This window comes from Bacillus sp. 7884-1 (genome assembly GCF_002272245.1).
Taxonomy (GTDB): Bacteria; Bacillota; Bacilli; order Bacillales; family Cytobacillaceae; genus Neobacillus.
Map to the genome: position 1 here is coordinate 1 of NZ_NPDD01000069.1, position 19,058 is coordinate 19,058.

Genomic DNA, 19,058 nt, shown 5'->3' on the forward strand with positions numbered 1-19,058 from the left:
AAACCAATGTCCTGCAGGAGGACGGGACAGGGGAGACCCCGCTTATCTCTTAGCGCCGAGGAGGCTTCCCGAAGCGCCTGGAGCAAAATCAACAGCCAAGTTTAACAGAGCCAAAATTATAAAAGGCACTTATCAGAAATAAAATTGATAAGTGCCTTTCTACATATTCTATTAACTTTATTAACTACGAATCAAAATTGCACCTGCATATGATTTAGTTGTCTTAACCTTTTACACCTGAAATAGCAATTGATTCGATGATTTGCTTTTGGAAGACAATAAACACAATCAACATTGGCAATAACGCAATGACAGAAGCCGCCATAATTAACGGGTAATCACTTTGGATTGCATATGACGCGTTAAAGTTTGCAATAACTAGCTGCAGTGTTTGTTTTTCTGGAGAATTCAAGTACAGGATTGGACCTAAGTAATCATTCCAAATTCCCATGAACCACAAGATTAACTGTGCAGCAACAGCAGGCTTAATCAACGGAAAGATAATTTTGTAAAAGATTTGAAAATAAGAGCACCCATCGATCTTTGCCGCTTCTATAATAGATGTAGGAATACTTGATAAATACTGACGTAAGAAGAAAATCATGAATATGTTACCAAACAATCCCGGAATGATTAATGGTAATAAACTATCAATCCATCCCACAGAAGAAAACATGATGAACTGTGGAATCATAATGACAGGATAGGGAATCATTACAGATGCAAATAATAGTAAAAATATTTTATTTTTTCCGCGGAACTGCAGCTTTGCAAAAGCAAAGGCAGCTAAGCTGGATGTAAATGTTCCAATAATGGTCACCGATATCGCAACGATTAAGCTATTACTAATACCAGATAACAACGGCCCCATAGACCAGATTTCAGCATACTTAGCAAAAGAGATCGTTTCAGGAATCCATACTGGAGGTAAGGCAAATACATCTTCTTTTGATTTAAGTGAAGTTGAAAACATCCATAACAGCGGTGCCACCATGAAGATAGCTCCTACACTTAGAAAGGCAAAAACAAAGATACTTGTAATTCTATTTTTTTTCTTTTCAGACATTGGTTCTGCTTTAACTTTCTTTTTATCTGCAATTGCAACTTCCATTATTAAATGCCCCTTTCTATTACTCTGTTAATCATCTGTTATTAATCCAATTCAAAGGATGATTTTTCATTTATCTTAAATTGGATTAGGGTAATAATAAAGATGAAAAGTCCCAGTATTAAGGCCATTGCAGACGCATAACCTAATTGGAAGTTACCAAATGCTTTTTGCCAAACATAAAATACAACGGATGCTGAACTATATTCAGGACCGCCTGTTGGTGTCATAACGTTAATCTCAGTAAAGATTTGGGCGCCGCCAATAATATTCGTGACAATAATAAAGAATGTTACTGGTTTCACCATTGGCAGTGTAATATGCCAAAACGCTTGAAATGCATTAGCACCGTCTAGTTTCGCTGCCTCATAAAATGATTTTGGTACGCTTTGCAGTGCTGCTAAGTATAGAAGCATCGTATAGCCTAGACCCTTCCAAACTGCCATGATAATTAATGCTGGTTTAACGGTAGAAGTATTTTGCAGCCAGTTTGGACCTTCAATTCCAAATAGAGCAAGGAACTGGTTTACTAACCCGTAATCCCCATTATAAGCCCACTGCCATAAAATAGAGATCGCAGCGATAGAAGATACAACTGGAATATAGTATAGCACCCTAAATGTATTCGTTCCTGGAATTCCTCGGTTTAATGCAAGAGCAAGCAATAATGCCAGCACAATACCAATCGGAATTCCCAGCATCATATAAATAGTGTTAAACATAGACTTATAGAAATACTCATCTTGGAATACATTAATAAAGTTTTCTAGTCCAATAAAGTTCATTTGTCCTAGACCGTCCCAGTCAGTAAAAGCACCATAGATAGAATAAATGAGGGGAGCCATAGCAAATATGAGGAATCCTATGACAGGTGCTGCAATGAAAAAATAGGCGTTTCTTTGTTCTGTCCGATACAGTTTGGACGTAGCTTTCATCTTACCTCACCCTTTCAAAACATGAATGAACATTTCCCTATTTCTAAATTTCTTTTTATAAAAAATTTAGATAAAAGGAATAAATGGTGCTAGCAGATTTCTTAAAACTAGCACCATTTACACTATGTCAGAGCATCAATTTATTTTATTACTTAGAAGATTTCTTTTCTTGCTCGATTGCAGCATCTAATAATTTTTGCATCTTAGGTTGAGCTTCTTTCACGTATTCTTCAGCTGTCATCTTTCCATCAAGAACTGGCTGGATATTCTTAAAGAATTCATCATACCATTCAGCTGTGTAAGTCTTTTCAGCAGGGAATCCACGTCCATAATCATTGATAATATCTAAGAACTCTTGCTTATTTGCAGGTTTAATAGATGTATCAGCAGCCCATTCTTCTGCAACTGTTACGCTGTTTGGCAATTGAACTTGAGCGTCTACTAATGCTTGTTGTCCTTCTTGGTCAGCAGATAGGTACATTGCTAACTCAGCAGCTGCTTCTGCATTTTTCGTTGTAGCTCCTACACCGATACCTAATGATCCAACCCAAGCAGCAGGTTTACCTGTTTTACCAGCAGGCCATGGAATTAAATCATATTCAAACTTTAATTGTTCTGCATATGTTGCCATATCCCAAGGTCCAACAGGGAAAAATGCTAATTCGCCTTTCATCCATCTTTGGTACGTATCTAGTGTTTGTGCTTCTGCAATAGAAGGAGTGATTTCGTATTTATTTTGTTGATCTGCAAACCATTGTACCGCTTCAGCAAATTCAGGAGTATCAATCGTTACTTTTGTGCCAGTTTCATCAATCCAGTCTGCACCATTACTCCAAGCAATTGGCTGTAATGCCCATTGAATGTTAAATCCAGCACCAAATTGATCATTTTTTCCATCGCCGTTTTTATCTTTTGTTAATTTTTGTGCTACTTCAATGAATTGCTCCAATGAATAAGGCTTATCTTTGTCAGGAAGTGGAATTCCTGCTTCTTCAAACATTGTTTTGTTGTAACCTAATGCAAATGGACCTAAGTCTTTTGGCAATCCGTAAATTGCACCTTCACCAAGTGTTTCGCCATCAAAGCGATATTTTGCGATACCTTTTTCCCAAATATCGTCGATTTTAACATCTTCTGACCCTTCAACGAATTCAGTAATATCTTTTAATACACCAGAGTTAACATATGCTTTAACTTGAGCTGGGTTATAGAAGAAAACATCTGGAATCTTCTTACCAGCAATCGCTGCTTTTAACTTCGTATCATATTGATCTGGAGCAACTTGAACCAATGTAACTTTAACATCTGGATGTGACTTTTCAAATCTTTTTACAGTAGCTGTATAAGCTTCAAGTTCTTTAGGCTGACCTCTAAACATAAATGTAATGGCTGTTTTTCCGTCCTTAGTCTTACCTGAGGTGCTTTCCTTGCTAGCACAACCACTAAGAATAGTACTGATAATCAATAATACAAGCAGCGTCATAACTCCGAATTTTTTAGATATTTTAAACAATTGAATCCCTCCACAAACTATTTTATAATTTCTTAAGAATAAAACAATTTCGTGAAAACCTTTGAAAGCGTAACCACTTTTTTAAAAAAAATGAAAGTATAAGTTACCGGATTTTATATGTACGTACATGTTGAATGATTACATTTAAGACCCCCTAGACTCTATTTTTCATAAACGCCATAATAGAAATACCTTCTATTTTTCAAAAGTTGTACTTCTATGAAACTTTGAAAGCGTATTCTCTATACTTCAAATAATAATATGCCTGTTCGTACATGTCAATCGCTTTTATTAAAAATTTTTATTTATGTCCGTACGTGTTTAACAATAACTTTATCCGTGTATAATTTAACCATAGCAAATAATTATTCTATTTGATAATATAAGACTATACATTATTCGTTGTACGTATAACTTAACAATTTAGTATACAAGTTGAAAGTGGTGAAACCGTGGCACAAAAAACCAAGTATAATATGGTAAAAGAGAAAATAACAGAATGGATCACTAGTGGAATCGTCAAACCAGGTGAAAAAATCTATTCCGAAAATGAACTTGTTAAAATGTTTGGTGTCTCTAGACACACCGTTCGCCAGGCTGTTGGAGATTTAGTTCACGAAGGATGGCTCTATCGTGAACAAGGAGCAGGGACGTTCTGTTCATTAAAAAAAGAACCCGTCGAGCCTCAGGTTCAAATCTCAAATGGAAATGGGAAAAATATTGGTGTAATAACAACCTATATTTCAGATTATATCTTCCCTTCTATTATTAAAGGTATTGAGTCCTATTTAACAACCCAGGGATATTCCTTAACATTTGCATGTACAGACAATGATGTAGAAAAAGAGAAACAATGCCTGCAAACAATGTTGAGCAGAAATATTAATGGGCTAATTGTTGAACCAACAAAAAGCAGCAATTATAATCCTAATATTAGTTACTATTTAGAACTAGAACAAAACAATACCCCTTATCTAATGATTAACCAATACTATTCACAGCTGATGCCGCCTCATATTATTATGAATGATGAGCATGGCGGCTTTATTGCTACGGAACATTTAATTAAATTAGGCCACCAAAAGATAATAGGGATTTTCAAAACGGATGACCTTCAAGGGGTTAACCGGATGCAAGGCTTTATCCGGGCTTTTAGAGAGCACGGAATAACGTTCTTTCCAGATATGGTTATTACCTATACAACAGAAGATCAGCATAGCAAAATAGTAGAACAATTAAAGCATTTTTATACTAATGAAAAAATGCCTACAGCCATTGTGTGCTATAATGACCAATCAGCATTAAGTGTTATTGAAATGTTAAGAGGCCTTGATTTGAGCGTCCCAGAGGATGTTTCCATTGTTGGGTATGATGACTCCTTCTTAGCAGAGGCAACCGAGGTAAAATTAACATCTGTTTCCCACCCGAAAATGGAGATGGGTATTGAAGCTGCGAAGTGGATTGTTTCAGCAGTCGAAGGGCACAGCAGCAGTAATCCACAGTCTATCATATACGAACCAGAGTTGATTATACGAAATTCTACTGCAGAAGTGAAAAAGCCGAACTTAGTTAGTTAATACCCCTTCAATTAGTTTACTTTCTAAACAAAATTAAACACCCTATTAGGTAACGGGGTGTTTAATTTACATCTTTGATGAGGAAACATGGTGAGAATATGAAACAGTTATTCAAAGTACTTGAGTTTGTAACCGCTTTTTTTCAATTAAATATCCTCTGGTTGTTATTTTGTCTGCCGGTCATTACGATTTTCCCTGCTTCCGTTGCTATGTTCTGTGTCATTCGCCAATGGATTTTGCATAAAGACTACAGTGTCTTTCGTTCCTTTTTTCAATATTTCAAAGAGAACTTTAAACAAAGTTTTATCTTAGGGATAATCTGGATTGTTTTTGCCGGAGTGTTTTATCTTGATTTTATGTTAATTAAAAATCTCGGTACTTTCCAGTATATTCTCTTACCGGTTTTGTCTTTAATCGGTATCGTCATTCTATTCATTACTATTTTTATTTTTTCAACCATAGCCAATTATAATGTCAATTGGCTGACTGCTATAAAGAACTCTCTGTTCTTTTCAGTCAGATATTTCTTTGTAACTCTGTCTGTAATTGTTTTATTTGTTTTGATGGTATTGATTCTATATACTTGGTCCGTTACTTTTCTATTTATTTTCTGTGTTTTTGCCTATTGCAATTACTATTTGTGTCATCTTGTCTTTAATAAAATTCAACCAGCCCAGTCTCCAAATTGATTCAACATTTTTATACTTAAAAGAAAAAATGCCCATTTTATGGGCATTTTTTGTGTTCATATTTCATTAAATCCTTATTGCAACGTTCATGCAAGATTTGGTATGTAGGTAAATATCGAAGGAGGACATAATTATGTGTTAGAAGGATCTTTTAGGAAGTCCTTAATTTCATTGATAGTAATTCCTAAATTTTGAGCTTCTAAAATGAGGTCTAGCCATTCCTTATCTAATTCTTTTTGATTTAATAGAGGTGTTAACATAGTACTAGGTGTCCCCCTAAAATATTAGTTTTTAAGTAGCTCAGCTTCATTGTTTAGCACTTTAGACCCGTAGCTTTGCATCCCATTTCGAGAGGTTTGCCTTTATCTGTATAACGTTATAAAGTTCATAAGAAAATAGTACCACATTTATTCTATATATCGAACATAAAAGATTCTAAAAATTACGACATTTTTTTATGCTTTTTTAATAAAACTGTTACCAATTTGAACAAAGGAATACACAAGTGTAAAATAAAATGATGATATTTCATTGAAGGAGTTTAAATGATGACTGAAAAAAAACATTTCACGGGTTATATTGGAACCTACACAAAAGGCGAAAGCGAGGGAATCTATTCCTTCACACTAGACACGGATGAAAGGAAGATCGTTGACGTTAAAGTTGCAGCTAGGTTAGATAACCCAACCTACCTAACAATTAGTTCCAATAATCGTTACCTTTACTCAGTTGTAAAAGAAGGAGGACAAGGAGGATTAGCCGCTTTTTCTATTAATGAAAATGGTGAGTTAACAGCAATAAACAGCCAATTCTCTGAAGGATCACCACCTTGTCATGTAAGTGTAGACACTAAAAACAACTATGTTTTTAGCGCTAATTATCATAAAGGAACGGTAGAATCCTCTTTGCTTAATCAGGAAGACGGCTCCGTACAACCTGCTGTGTCGATCCTTAAACATGAGGGTTCAGGACCGGATCCACGACAGGAAAAAGCTCATACCCATTATGCAGGATTAACACCTGATGAAAAATATTTAGCAGCTGTTGAACTGGGTATTGATGCCCTGATTACTTATAAAGTAAAAGACGATGGCACACTTGAAAAAGTAAACCTTCTTCCTTTAAAAGCTGGCAGTGGTCCGAGGCACCTTGCTTTTCATCCCAATGGCAAATATGCTTATATTATGACTGAGTTCAGTTCTGAGGTAATTACGTTAAACTATCATCCGGAAAACGGTCATTTTACTGAAATACAATATATTTCTACTCTGCCGGAGGATTTTACAGAAAATAACCAAGGAAGTGCCATTCATATTTCAGCGGACGGTCGTTTTGTTTATGCTGGCAACCGTGGTCATAACAGTATTGCTCTATTTCAAATCAATCAAGATTCCGGTGAACTAAGCTTTGTGGAGCACACTTCAACAGAGGGGGATTGGCCAAGGGATTTTGAGATTGATCCTTCTGAAAAATTCATTGTTGCTTCTAATCAAGAATCCAGCAATATAGTTTTATATTCAAGAGATGAAAGCACCGGGAGATTAACTCTGTTAGAATCTGATATAAAGGTACCACACCCGGTTTGTGTTAAGTTTTTTGGAAATTAGACTTAACTAATAAAGGATGTGTCTTCGATGAATTTCTTTAATAGTCAGGAATCCTTAACGACAATAGAGTGGGTTCTACGTGCTATTGTTGCCTATTTCTTTTTGATAATTGTAGCAAAAGCAATGGGGCAGCGTTCCATTGCTCAGCTCAGATTGATTGATTTCGCTATTGCTTTGATAATTGGGAACATCCTTGCCCACCCATTGTCAGATGAACACCTTGGACTTAAGGGTTCTATTACAACCACAGTGGTACTGGTGCTATTGTATATTGGCAGTGTCTATACTATATTAAAATTCCCACGAATAAGAAACCTAATTACTCCTCCACCTATTACACTTGTTAAAGACGGAGAGATTATTTCTAAAGGTTTGAAAAAAGCAAGAATATCAATCGATATTTTATTAGAAGAATTACGGGAAGAGAAAGTAGAAGATGTTAAAAAAGTTGCACTGGCATTATGGGAAGCCGATGGGAAGGTTTCTGTTTTTTTGGATCCAAAATACGAAGCACTCACCCCATCAACCTATAACTTTGTTACCGAACCCTTTGACCTCCCTAAGACCATAATTAAAGAAGGCAAAATTGAACTACATGAGCTCCGACAACTGAATAAGGATGAAGGGTGGCTCATAAACACACTAAGGAGTCAGTATCAGACTGAAGTAGGTAATGTATTATTTGCAACAATCGACCGTAAAAATAACCTTTCCCTTTTTTTATACCACTAATGGTGAAGAGGGTGTCTCTTTTAGAGACACCCCCTTTGTTTATCCAATTACCCTTGTATCGTTTTTGCCTTAGGAACAGTTCGTTTATTCTTTTTGTTATTATTAATACCTATAGATATTTTCCCAATAAAATAGTGTCCATATGGAATTTTATTGAGGACAAATGTGGAGGCAATTGACAATAAAAGACCTACAAAGAAGTATAATACTGTAAGCAAAGCTGGATTTATTTCAATAGGTAATCGAGTAAAAGCCAGATACATAACAGCTAAAAAGACTGAATGCATTAAATAGATTCCAAATGAATACTGGCTGATCCATACGACAACTCTAGGTACTTTGTGTAATTTTGTTGCAATATAATAAATCAAGAAAATCATACTTGTAGTAAATAAAACCATATCTACTCTTTTGGATGAGATAACAGGAATTATTTTTGAGTCATATAAAAATAAAACAACCGCCCCAGCTAGGAAAGGACTTACTATTACCCATCTTGAATATTTATTAATATATTTGATGAATACTGAAAAGTTCCTGCCACAGTAAAAAGCGAGAGTAAAATAGAAAAGCCAGCCAAGAAAAGGTACCCAATAAAACTTCTCCCAAATGTAAAGCCCGATTTCTGATTGAGGCGGTTTGACAAAATTAAAGAATCCTAAATAGGCTAAATGAATTAGCAGGGCACTACCCATAACTATAAATGGGTTCCACTTTTTCAAATATTTATGGAAGAAATAATGTAGTAAATAAAATTGAAAGATCACTAGAATAAAATAACCATGGTAATCCCCCAATAATATATGTTTCCATAGAAAACCTCCAAAAGAGCCTAGGAAATCGTTTCCGGAACTTAATGATTGCTCGAACCCCTTCATCAGAGCATAAAATGTACCAAATAAAATATAAGGTACCATAATAAACTTTAGTCTTTTAGACCAAAAATTGGCTGGCAGTTCTTGAGGATAAGAACGTGCCAAGATAAATTCAGAGATAAAAACAAAAGTAGGTGTCCCGAAAGTTAATAAAACTTGCATCAGGTTAACAATATTGTTGTCATGAGCATAAGCTCTTGCAAGTGAATGAAGAAGTAATATACTTAAACAAGAAATAGTTCTCATTAGAAAAATTTCATTTACCAATTTTTTCTCCAAAACTGATTCCTCCTTCTATTAAAAAATAATATTTCTGCTATTCATAAAAGAACATTTCAAAATATCTATATAATGTTCTTTTTGCTTCATTTCCATGAACACCAAAGGTATTTCCAATTATTTTTACATATTCACTAATGGTAATACCAAAACTGCGTTTATTCATCCACCATACCTTAGGATTATACGAAGTATCACTTGCTACATAAATAAGCTCATGATCGCTGCCCTTATAGACTCTCTGAAAATTATATTTCACCCTCCTCATATGGAAATCAGAAGAGACTAGGATGGCTGTATGAAATTTATTCTTATTCATGAGTTTCTTTACGTAGACGGCGCTATCATATGTGCTATCTGCCTTTTCCTCCAATATTATGGAACTAGGTGGCAGAAGTCTAACAGCATTTTCCCATAAACCGTCAGCCAATCCATTAGATACAATCAGTTTACTTGCATACCCCGACTCAAAAAGTTCAATTGCTTTTTCCAGTCGCCCATCTCCTCCACTTAATACAACAATCGTGTCCACTTTTTTCGGTTCTTCATTAAGCACTAAAAATCGCCCTGCAAACAATAGAAAAAGTAGAAAAAAAAGCAGAACTGAAAAAAACATATTTCGAAACTTTTTAGTAGTAGACAGGGTTCCTTTATTTCTTTTCTGTGAAGACATTATCTTTGGAGGTACCATTTTATCACCTATAATAATCTATTTAACTATGGTTCGTCTTTAAACGGTTGCTTGTTCAATAATGCTATAAATATCTCTGTAGGAATGTCTTCTATCAAATTTTTCTTCTGCCAATCTCCTGGCATTTCCTCCAAATGCTGCTCGTAAACCCTTATTATTATAAAGTTGTTCAATTAGGGCAGCTAATTTTACCGAATCTCCAGGATTGTAGTTATATCCAATACTTTCCGTCGTGACCATGTCCATAAATTCCTTATTAAGACTGCTATTTAGTACTGGTAATCCTGCTGATAAAAAATCTCCAATCTTGTTTGTAATACTTTGTTGAGCACCTTTACTGATTGCATTTGCTGCTATATCCGAACATACTAGAAAAGGAATCATTTCCTCATATTTAAAATGACCCATAAAATCCACAGGAGCATCCAGCTGATTGGCCAACTTCTCAAACTTTGGCTGTAAAGGTCCGGAACCAAATACTTTAAAAACGATATTATTGATTCCTTTATTTTTGAGAATCGAAACTGCACGAATTACTGTTTCAAGATCATAACTATAGCTAATGGTACCGATATAGGTTATCCAAAATTCATTAGGATCTTTCTTTACATGTTTATCTTTATAACTATCAAAAACACCTAAGTCTGTTCCGATAAAAATGGGTAAGTAACTTTTGGCATTTACATGGACTTTATTTACTCGTTGAACATAACTTTTTGAAACACCCACAACGTAATCTGCTAAACTATAAATTTTATTGGCATAGACTGTAAGTGGATATAATAAGAAATCAACCAATATCTCTGGAAGGGGGATAGCATTTTTGATTGCTTCTGGCCATACGTCCTGAATATCCATAACAAATGGAATTTTATATTGTTTGGCATGTCTTCCAGCAATAAAAGCAGCATCCATCATAGGATAGGCACAATAAATCACATCGGGTTTTTGTTTACTATTTTTTAAATATAGTGCCAGTTGTTTCGAAAAGTGTCTATGACTTTGAATTCGATCAATACCAATATTCTTTTTGTATCCTAGTTCTTCTATCATGACGATTTTATACTTTAGGCTCCTACCGATTTTTTCAATTTTAGCGATGTCTCTAAAGTTTTTATCACTGTGCTTAAAATTACTTGTAAGTAATGTAACCTTATGACCTTTGCCGCTTAATTTTTCTGCAATATAAGTAAATCTATTAAATCCTTTTTCCCCGGGAAGTATTGTAAAGGGAGCGACTAAAAGAATCTCTCTTTTATTTAAAAACATCCTTACACTCTCCATCCGACATTGAGTTAGCCTGACTGCTAAACAACTACTTTTATATTTTCTGTTGATTGATTGGTCATATACAACAGGATTCCTTTTAGTGTTTCTCTATCGAGATAGCTATAAGTCTCAAGTAAATCTGTAATTTTCGTACTTTCCAAATTCACAGGTTTACCTACGAAAATCTTTGGATGCACCTGATAATCCTTTGCTTCATTTTGGTTTAGAATTTCTTCAAACAATTTCTCACCTGGTCTTATTCCTGAGTAAGTAATTTCTATCTCATCCTCTGAATAGCCGGATAAGCGAATCAAATTTTTAGCTAAATCAACTATTTTTACTGGTTCTCCCATATCAAGAACAAAAATCTCCCCGCCTTCTGCACGCGCTCCAGCTTGTAAAACAAGTCTAGAGGCTTCGGGGATGGTCATAAAATATCTTGTCATATCAGGGTGTGTTACCGTAATAGGACCACCTTTCGAGATTTGATTCTTGAACAGCGGAATAACACTCCCTCTGCTTCCTAATACATTCCCAAACCGGACTGCTACGAACCTTGTATTGCTTTTTTGATTTAACTCCTGAACTATCATCTCTGCAATTCTCTTCGTAGCTCCCATTACACTTGTTGGGTTTACAGCCTTGTCAGTCGAGATCATGACAAATGTTTCAACATAATTTTCCCCTGCTGCCTCTGCTACATTTTTTGTACCTATGACATTATTCTTTATTGCTTCTTCTGGATTTCTTTCCATTAACGGAACATGCTTATGAGCAGCTGCATGAAATACTACTCTTGGTCTATATTCATTCATAATAGAGAATATTTTATCCCTGTCCGTAATATCAGCAATTTCAGTTACAATTTCAATGTTGTTACATAACGAAGATTTCAATTCCATTTCAATCGTATAAATACTATTCTCCCCGTGACCAAGCAGAATAAGTTTAGATGGTTTAAATTGAGAGACTTGCCTGCAAATTTCGGAGCCAATCGATCCACCGGCACCGGTTACAAGGACCACACTATTAGTAATGAATTTCGAAATCGAGTTTGTATCTAATTCAACAGGCATCCTGCCCAAAAGATCTCCCGGTTCTACATTACGAATCTCACTAACTGAGACCTTACCAGTTACCAAATCTTCAAACATTGGCATCATTTGCGTATTAACCATTGTTTTGGAACACTCCTCATAAATATTGTGCAATTCTCTTTTATTTAGGGACGGGATAGCAATAATAATATTTTCTATCTTTAGATCTTTGACCGCATCTTTAAGCATATTCAAGCCGCCAAGTACTGGTAAACCTAAAATTTCAAGGTGTTGCTTTTGTTTATCGTCATCAATAAATGCGAGAGGAATAAGTTCACCATTGCTATGTTTTAATTGTCTTGCAACCAAAATGCCAGCAGACCCAGCACCGATAATAAGCGTTCGTTTTTTAACTTTAGTTTTTTCTGAAAAATGTTTATCTTTATAAATACGCCAAGAAAAACGTGATCCGCCAATTAAAAACATATGCATCATCCATGTTGTTGTTAAAATCCGAAAATATACATGCTGTCCAATAATAAGTTGAATAATCGCTGCAGTGATTATTGAAAAGGTTACTGCCTTTAGAACCGTTACCATCTCACTTACACTTGCATACTCCCACGCTCTTTGATACATCTTGTATTTATAAGCAAATATATGATGACTTAAAAGCAATGTTGTTGATATAAGTACCAACTGTTTTACTGCAGGCATAATAAAGCCTGGGAACAAGATAAAACAGCATATATATACCGATGTAAATACAATTAAAGAATCAATTACTATTAAAGAAAGAACCCGTTTTTGGTAACTCACTCTTGGCCCACTTCTTTCTAAATTTTTTTATTGTATTTAGATATGTCCTTTAGAATTGTTTCGTTCTTATTAAAGAACGCTTATGCAAAATAATATCACCGTGGATTATAAATTCACGATTCTGATCCAATAATTTGAATCCTAACCAGACCCCTATGTTGCAATAAAATATCGGCTCTTTCTGCGACTTACAAAAGATAGGATAGTTTGTATAACCCGTGTTTGTTCCTCTTCGGTCATGTTCGTCCCTGAAGGTAAGCATAGCCCTCTTTCAAATAAATAATTACCAACGCATATTTGGTTAGAATGTGGGTAGTACCTGTATTCATTTAGTAATGGTTGTAAATGCATTGGTTTCCATACTAATCTCGCTTCAATGTTTTCTTTTTCCAGTTCCTGTATTAGCTCAAGTGGTGTAAATGATGGTCGATTCGAATCAATAAATAGTGTAGTTAACCATCGGTTATGACGTGTCCCTTGGTATTCCGGCATAAAAACAAACTCTTTAACATCACATAACTCACGTACATATCGCTGAAAAATAGCCTGTTTTTGTTTTACTCTTTCTTCAATTACAGCTAGTTGAGCAACGCCAATTCCAGCAAGGATATTGCTCATCCGATAATTGTAGCCTAGCTCACTATGCTGATAAAACGGCTTATTGTCTCGTGCTTGGGTAGCGAGAAACTTTCCTTTTATTAGTGCTTCCTTATCATCCGAAATCAGCATTCCTCCACCCGAGGTAGAAATAATTTTATTACCATTAAATGAATACACACCAAATTTACCGATCGTACCACTTTTTCTCCCCTTATAAGTAGAACCAAGTGATTCAGCCGCATCTTCAATAACTGGAACCTGATAAAAATTGCAAATATCCATTATTTCGTCCATTTTGGCATTCTGTCCATAAAGATGAACTACAATTACTGCTTTGGGCAAGTTTCCCTCTTTTTCAGCGTCCATAAATGCTTTTTTCAAAGCTTTAGGGGACATATTCCATGTATCAAACTCTGAATCTATAAACACTGGTTCAGCTTGTTGATAAAGAATCGGACAAGCACTTGCCACAAATGTAAGAGAGGAGCAAAAAACTAAATCCCCAGCTTGCACATTAAGTAATCTCAATGCCAGATGGATTGCTGCTGTACCTGAACTAACTGCTAGAGCACCCATTGTTCCAGCATATTGGGATAGGTCCTCTTCAAATCTGTCAACATTAGGTCCTAAAGGAGCAATCCAATTTGTTTCAAAGGACTGATCGATGTATTTCTGCTCATTGCCAGTCATATGTGGAGACGAGAGATAAATTCTCTTATTATTACTATCCATGAACTCACATCCACTCCCTAAAGGCGTATTTATACTCAAATATAAAAGCTAAGGTTATCGTTTACTAAGATGAGTTTGTAAAGTAAAATCCGGATGTCTGTACAAAGGAAAATAATTTTCGGTAACTGGCAAGTCTTTAACTAACTGATGATAAATTTCCTCATTACGAATTCTTTTTCCAATGTAAAAAGGCAAATCTCCATATTTATTAAAACGCTTTTTAAAACGATATAATGTATCAGTATCTCCAGCGTATCCTCCGCCCAAATGTAAAAATTTCTTGCCTTTAGACTTTGCCCATTCCACAACATAATGAATTAAAGAATTATTAGGTGAGTAGTTCATATATTCCTCATCTGAACCTAATAAGTGATAATGAATGAAATCTCCATAGTGCATAAAAAAGCAAGACAAAATAACTTTATCGCCCATCAAAACTTCGATTAATTCCAAGTGATCCCGTAAAAGTTCAACACTGTTTTCAAAATAGGCTCTCTGAAAATAGTAATACTCATAAGCGTTTTTCTTATCCATAGTTTTATAATATAGATTCATAAAGTTATCAAGTTCGCTAGGAGACCGATGGACCATTGTAAAATATTCATTGGTTTGTGCCTTCCGTAGTCTATTTCTGTTTTTATTATCATAATTAGCCCAAATATCATGTAAATCCAGAGATAAATCAACGTAAATAGTATGACGGTTTAATGTTGATTCAATATCTTTATAATCCTTATCATTCCTAATCAATGGATGAAACCGTACAAACTCCGAAATAATATTGTTTTGAGAACAAAAAGAATGAAATGATTCCTCAAATTGTCTAAACAATTGTTTTTTATCGGATTCTTCCGTCATATTAGTAATTGGGCCTCCATAACCGTATGGAGTTGTAATATCATAGAGGTCTCCATATTTTCTCCTGATGCCTTCTGCATATGGAATGTCATTAAGACTCCTCAATAAAAACGGGTAATAGACAAAATCCTGACCATTCTCGTAGATAAAGAGCTGAGCCTTCCCCTCCCCATTTCTCTCGGAAATTTCAAAATATTCAGGCGTAAAATATATATCCTGACTTACTGTCCTTTCTAAGAATTCGTACCAGCTCTCTTTTTCACTTAAATCAAATATTTTATAAACCACTAAAGTCCCCCCAATAGTTCAATAAAGTAAATTCAAACCAGTTATCTATAATCAATCGAAATTGCAAATTCACATCTTAAATCTCTATTTTCATCCTGTTGCTTACACACGACAGGGTGAACGAAAATTCACTGGAGAATTCATCACTAGTTAATAGAAGCAACTTCCTTTTTGGATCAAACTGATAAAGAAAGTGGAGTAAATCATCATTATTTAAAGACTCAGGATTTGTTAGTCGATAGAATTGATTTCTAATTCTACCTATTTGATAAACTCCATTTTTTGTTGAACATGTAAACATGGAAAAATCGTATGACTTTTGTTCCACTTCCGCATTTGGATAATTCTCTATATAACATTCATAAGTAAGGTTATCACGGGTTAAAGCAAGCTGCTCCCCAACATACCAGTTAGTGGAATTTTGTTTTACAAAGCCGATTTTTTCATACCACCTCACTGCTTCTGCATTATTATCAAAAACATCTAAGGTTATGTTAGATTTCCCATATTCCACCACTAACTTATTACCGTGTTTTTCTAAAAGAGATTTTCCAATGCCTAATCCCTGATATTCAGGGAAAACATAAATATTATTTAAAAAAAGACTATTCTCAAAGATACGCCATTCTGTATAACCCGCTAAATGGTCACCAACAAAGGCCCCATAAAGTTTCACTCTTCGATTTTCCTCAGGAATTGTAAGCAAATTTTCCAGGTATGCCTCATATCTATTTGAACTAAAAATGGTGAGTGAAAAAGTATCCTTATCCATTCCGGACTCAATCAGCTTGGGTATAAGATGAGCGTCTTTACTTTTTAAAGGTTCAATACGTATTTTCATTAAATTTTATTCCACCTTTTGAATACTAGCTTTCATCATTCGTTCTACATCAAAATCTAACATTTGTTGGTCAGGCACATCAGCAATCCCTTCTCGTTTGAGTGTTTTACTGATTGTCTTGAAAATAATCCTTAAGTCTAATAGAAAAGACAGTTTTTCTACATATATAACATCCAATTTGAATCTGCTGCTCCAATCTAACTGATTCCTTCCCTCCACTTGTGCATACCCCGTAATTCCGGGTCTTACTAAATGTCTTTTTCTTTCTTCCGGAGTATAGTAAGGTAAATATCGAACTAGAAGAGGACGTGGTCCAACCAAACTCATGTCACCTTTTACGACATTTAGTAATTGTGGTAACTCATCCATACTCAGCCTTCTTAGCAAAAGCCCGATCTTTGTTAATCGAACAGAATCCGATAAATCCTTTCCAGCTTCATCCTTTTGATTTGTCATTGTTCTAAACTTATATAGAGTGAAAATTCGTTCATGATAGCCGACTCGTTCTTGTTTAAAAAGAATCGGAGAACCTATTTTCACTCTGACCAGAATTGCAACTCCCAGCATGATCGGGCAAAAGACACACAATAGGAGCAAACCTGTAACAATATCAAACAATCTTTTCATCTTTACCTCCTATTTTTTTTTAATATAACAGTGTGATCTGTTCCCAAAAACGAACAAAATGAGTAAAAAAATGCCTTATTTTGCAATTCCAATAGGTATTTCCGCAGGACGGATTTTTTTTGTAAACACTAACTTTCTTAAATATTTTGATATAGGCTTTTCAATAACTTTATAGATGATACATGACGAAATTATCGTTAAAATAATCACGATTGCCATCGAAAAAAAGTAGCCTAAAGGACCGATTAAATGAAGCCTTATCAATAAAAAGAGATAGAGGTGTAATAATGGTGTATGAGCAATGTAGATAGAATAAGAAGCATCCCCCAAGAATGAAAGTATTTTCGGGACTTTTCGCTCCTTCTTGTCTTTTTCTGAGATACCTAACATAAGTACCATGGAAAATAAGGAGAAGAACAAAGCTCCATGTAAATACGTAAAGTTGTATATATTATTTACCCAAACTGCTAAATATCCAAGTAGTCCAATTGAGATCAATAGGGTAGAATGTCTAAATGAATAATTAAGGGTCAAATATGCGACTAAACACCCAAATAAGATTTCCAAACTACTAAAGCTAAAAATAAACGACTCCTCTGGATATGGGATAATCTTTAACTCTAATAATATAGTTGCTACAATCCACATAAATATAATGGGCTTGAAAATTTTTGGCCGGAATAGAAAAGCACTAAATAATAGATAGAAAAACACTATATGACAAAGTGACCAAGCTGAATCAAGAATAGGTACAGAGGGCAGAATAATTAGGGACTTAATAATAATTTCCCAGGTATATCCCTCAAATTTGGAAGGAGAAATCAAGGGTAAAGCAATCAAAATTAAAGTAAATATCCAGTAAAGCGGGTAAATTCTAATTGCACGCTTTAAGATAAATTCAGTAGTCTTTCCTGGTACACCAGCATGTTTATAATAAAGGTAGTAAATCATAAATCCTGTTACGATAAAAAAGAAATCCACACCACCCGTTCTTTCCCACTGCCCCATATTAAACCAGTCGTATTGGAAGTTTGTATAAAATAAAGTGTTCACATGTCCTAAGAGGACAAATATAATGGCTATTGCCCTAGATATCTGTACATATGATAAAGTTCTTCTTCCACTTGCCATTGGTTATCCCTCTATTCCAAAAAATCTTCATTTCCATTAATCTATTATTTCTACGTTTTTGAGTGTTTCTTTAAAGCATGAAGTGAATAATTTGCTAAATACCATATTGAAGAAGGGATAGTAATTTTTTCTACCTTTCTATATGTGTTCCATGTTTTCTGAGCAGATTTCAGTTTGTTACTTGACAGTGATTTTTCACGCTTTCTGTATATTGCTAACTCCTCATTCATTCCATATGCTTGGATTCCTTTAGATAAGATTGAAAGCCATAATCCATAATCTTCGGAGCAGTCCCGATGTATTGGCATCTGTACCTTGCCTACTTTCCTTCTATCAAGCATGACAGTCAGTGTCCCAATTATTGTATTTTTTAGCAGGCTCTTATAATCAATCTTACCTGGTACATGAAATACAACATCTGTTCTTTCACCATCTTCTGTCATAATCCTGTATGCTGAATAGGAAAAAGCGAGATTCTTTTGGTCCATAAACATTAGCTGCCGCTCCAATTTTTGAGGGAGCCAAAGATCATCACTGTCTAGAAAGGCAAGATAGTTCCCAGATGCAGCAGTAATAGCTCTATTTCGTGCATTGGCAGGTCCGCTATTTTTTTTAAGCTCTATTAACTTAATTCTTGAATCCTTCTCCATTTCTTTCTTTACAATTTCAACCGTGTTATCTAACGAGGAATCATCTACAATAATCATTTCCCAGTTTGTAAAAGTTTGTTCTTTAACAGAAAAAATGGTTTCAGTAATAAATCTTGCAGCGTTATAGGTTGGAGTAATAACTGAAACAATCGGTTTAGTGGAATTTTCCATTTTTGTTCCCTGCCTTCTCCCTACGAATA

18 protein-coding genes and 1 riboswitch are annotated in these 19,058 nt (G+C 34.9%); of the genes, 4 read left to right on the forward strand and 14 right to left on the reverse strand.

Translation table 11 applies throughout. The features are described from left to right. Positions 1-223: 223 nt before the first annotated feature. The 3 genes from CHI06_RS09200 to CHI06_RS09210 all read right to left on the reverse strand — a co-directional run bounded on the left by CHI06_RS09200 (position 224) and on the right by CHI06_RS09210 (position 3,547). A complete protein-coding gene (locus CHI06_RS09200) occupies positions 224-1,066 on the reverse strand; it encodes a carbohydrate ABC transporter permease (protein ID WP_095248338.1) in 843 nt (280 codons plus the stop codon). An 86-nt stretch (positions 1,067-1,152) separates the two neighbouring features. Then, positions 1,153-2,043: a carbohydrate ABC transporter permease gene (locus CHI06_RS09205; RefSeq protein ID WP_095248213.1), complete on the reverse strand. Its 891-nt coding sequence runs from the start codon at positions 2,041-2,043 to the stop codon at positions 1,153-1,155. Positions 2,044-2,191: 148 nt separating this feature from the next. Further along, on the reverse strand, positions 2,192-3,547 hold the full coding sequence (locus CHI06_RS09210) for an ABC transporter substrate-binding protein (RefSeq protein WP_095248339.1): 1,356 nt from the start codon (positions 3,545-3,547) through the stop codon (positions 2,192-2,194). A gap of 461 nt (positions 3,548-4,008) precedes the next feature. Between CHI06_RS09210 and CHI06_RS09215 the strand changes: the two genes are divergently transcribed. Further along, entirely contained in the window at positions 4,009-5,133 is a 1,125-nt protein-coding gene (locus CHI06_RS09215; protein WP_095248215.1) for a GntR family transcriptional regulator, read from the forward strand. A 98-nt stretch (positions 5,134-5,231) separates the two neighbouring features. After that, positions 5,232-5,822 carry a YesL family protein gene (locus CHI06_RS09220; protein ID WP_179292571.1) on the forward strand — a complete coding sequence of 197 codons (591 nt, stop codon included), beginning with the start codon at positions 5,232-5,234 and terminating at the stop codon, positions 5,820-5,822. 131 nt (positions 5,823-5,953) lie between these two features. Here the strand turns inward: CHI06_RS09220 and CHI06_RS09225 are convergent, their stop codons facing one another. Further along, positions 5,954-6,082: an anti-repressor SinI family protein gene (locus tag CHI06_RS09225; RefSeq protein WP_095248219.1), complete on the reverse strand. Its 129-nt coding sequence runs from the start codon at positions 6,080-6,082 to the stop codon at positions 5,954-5,956. A 31-nt stretch (positions 6,083-6,113) separates the two neighbouring features. Further along, a riboswitch (cyclic di-GMP riboswitch) is annotated at positions 6,114-6,193 on the reverse strand. A gap of 177 nt (positions 6,194-6,370) precedes the next feature. Here CHI06_RS09225 and CHI06_RS09230 point away from each other — a divergent pair. After that, positions 6,371-7,429 (forward strand): lactonase family protein, encoded by a 1,059-nt coding sequence (locus CHI06_RS09230; protein WP_095248221.1) that lies wholly within the window; start codon positions 6,371-6,373, stop codon positions 7,427-7,429. Between the two features lie 27 nt (positions 7,430-7,456). Continuing rightward, positions 7,457-8,161, forward strand: a complete 705-nt coding sequence (locus CHI06_RS09235; protein ID WP_095248223.1) for a DUF421 domain-containing protein — start codon at positions 7,457-7,459, stop codon at positions 8,159-8,161. A 47-nt stretch (positions 8,162-8,208) separates the two neighbouring features. Here the strand turns inward: CHI06_RS09235 and CHI06_RS09240 are convergent, their stop codons facing one another. The 10 genes from CHI06_RS09240 to CHI06_RS09285 form a co-directional block, all read right to left on the reverse strand. Further along, entirely contained in the window at positions 8,209-9,315 is a 1,107-nt protein-coding gene (locus CHI06_RS09240; protein WP_095248224.1) for an acyltransferase family protein, read from the reverse strand. Between the two features lie 37 nt (positions 9,316-9,352). Beyond that, the gene (locus CHI06_RS09245; protein WP_179292572.1) at positions 9,353-9,871 is read right to left on the reverse strand and encodes a YdcF family protein; all 519 of its coding nucleotides are present in this window, start codon (positions 9,869-9,871) and stop codon (positions 9,353-9,355) included. 174 nt (positions 9,872-10,045) lie between these two features. Further along, positions 10,046-11,275 carry a glycosyltransferase family 4 protein gene (locus tag CHI06_RS09250; protein WP_179292573.1) on the reverse strand — a complete coding sequence of 410 codons (1,230 nt, stop codon included), beginning with the start codon at positions 11,273-11,275 and terminating at the stop codon, positions 10,046-10,048. A gap of 38 nt (positions 11,276-11,313) precedes the next feature. Beyond that, positions 11,314-13,131 carry a polysaccharide biosynthesis protein gene (locus CHI06_RS09255; protein WP_095248229.1) on the reverse strand — a complete coding sequence of 606 codons (1,818 nt, stop codon included), beginning with the start codon at positions 13,129-13,131 and terminating at the stop codon, positions 11,314-11,316. Positions 13,132-13,284: 153 nt separating this feature from the next. After that, complete coding sequence (locus tag CHI06_RS09260; protein ID WP_095248231.1) at positions 13,285-14,463, reverse strand: DegT/DnrJ/EryC1/StrS family aminotransferase; 1,179 nt, start codon at positions 14,461-14,463, stop codon at positions 13,285-13,287. A 54-nt stretch (positions 14,464-14,517) separates the two neighbouring features. Then, positions 14,518-15,609, reverse strand: coding sequence for a GNAT family N-acetyltransferase (locus CHI06_RS09265; RefSeq protein WP_095248232.1), 1,092 nt, complete (start codon positions 15,607-15,609; stop codon positions 14,518-14,520). A 76-nt stretch (positions 15,610-15,685) separates the two neighbouring features. Then, positions 15,686-16,450, reverse strand: a complete 765-nt coding sequence (locus CHI06_RS09270; protein WP_095248234.1) for a GNAT family N-acetyltransferase — start codon at positions 16,448-16,450, stop codon at positions 15,686-15,688. A gap of 6 nt (positions 16,451-16,456) precedes the next feature. Further along, positions 16,457-17,077, reverse strand: a complete 621-nt coding sequence (locus CHI06_RS09275; protein ID WP_095248236.1) for a sugar transferase — start codon at positions 17,075-17,077, stop codon at positions 16,457-16,459. Positions 17,078-17,152: 75 nt separating this feature from the next. Next, positions 17,153-18,208, reverse strand: coding sequence for an acyltransferase family protein (locus CHI06_RS09280; protein ID WP_095248237.1), 1,056 nt, complete (start codon positions 18,206-18,208; stop codon positions 17,153-17,155). Between the two features lie 50 nt (positions 18,209-18,258). Continuing rightward, complete coding sequence (locus CHI06_RS09285) at positions 18,259-19,029, reverse strand: glycosyltransferase family 2 protein (protein WP_095248239.1); 771 nt, start codon at positions 19,027-19,029, stop codon at positions 18,259-18,261. Positions 19,030-19,058: the final 29 nt, after the last annotated feature.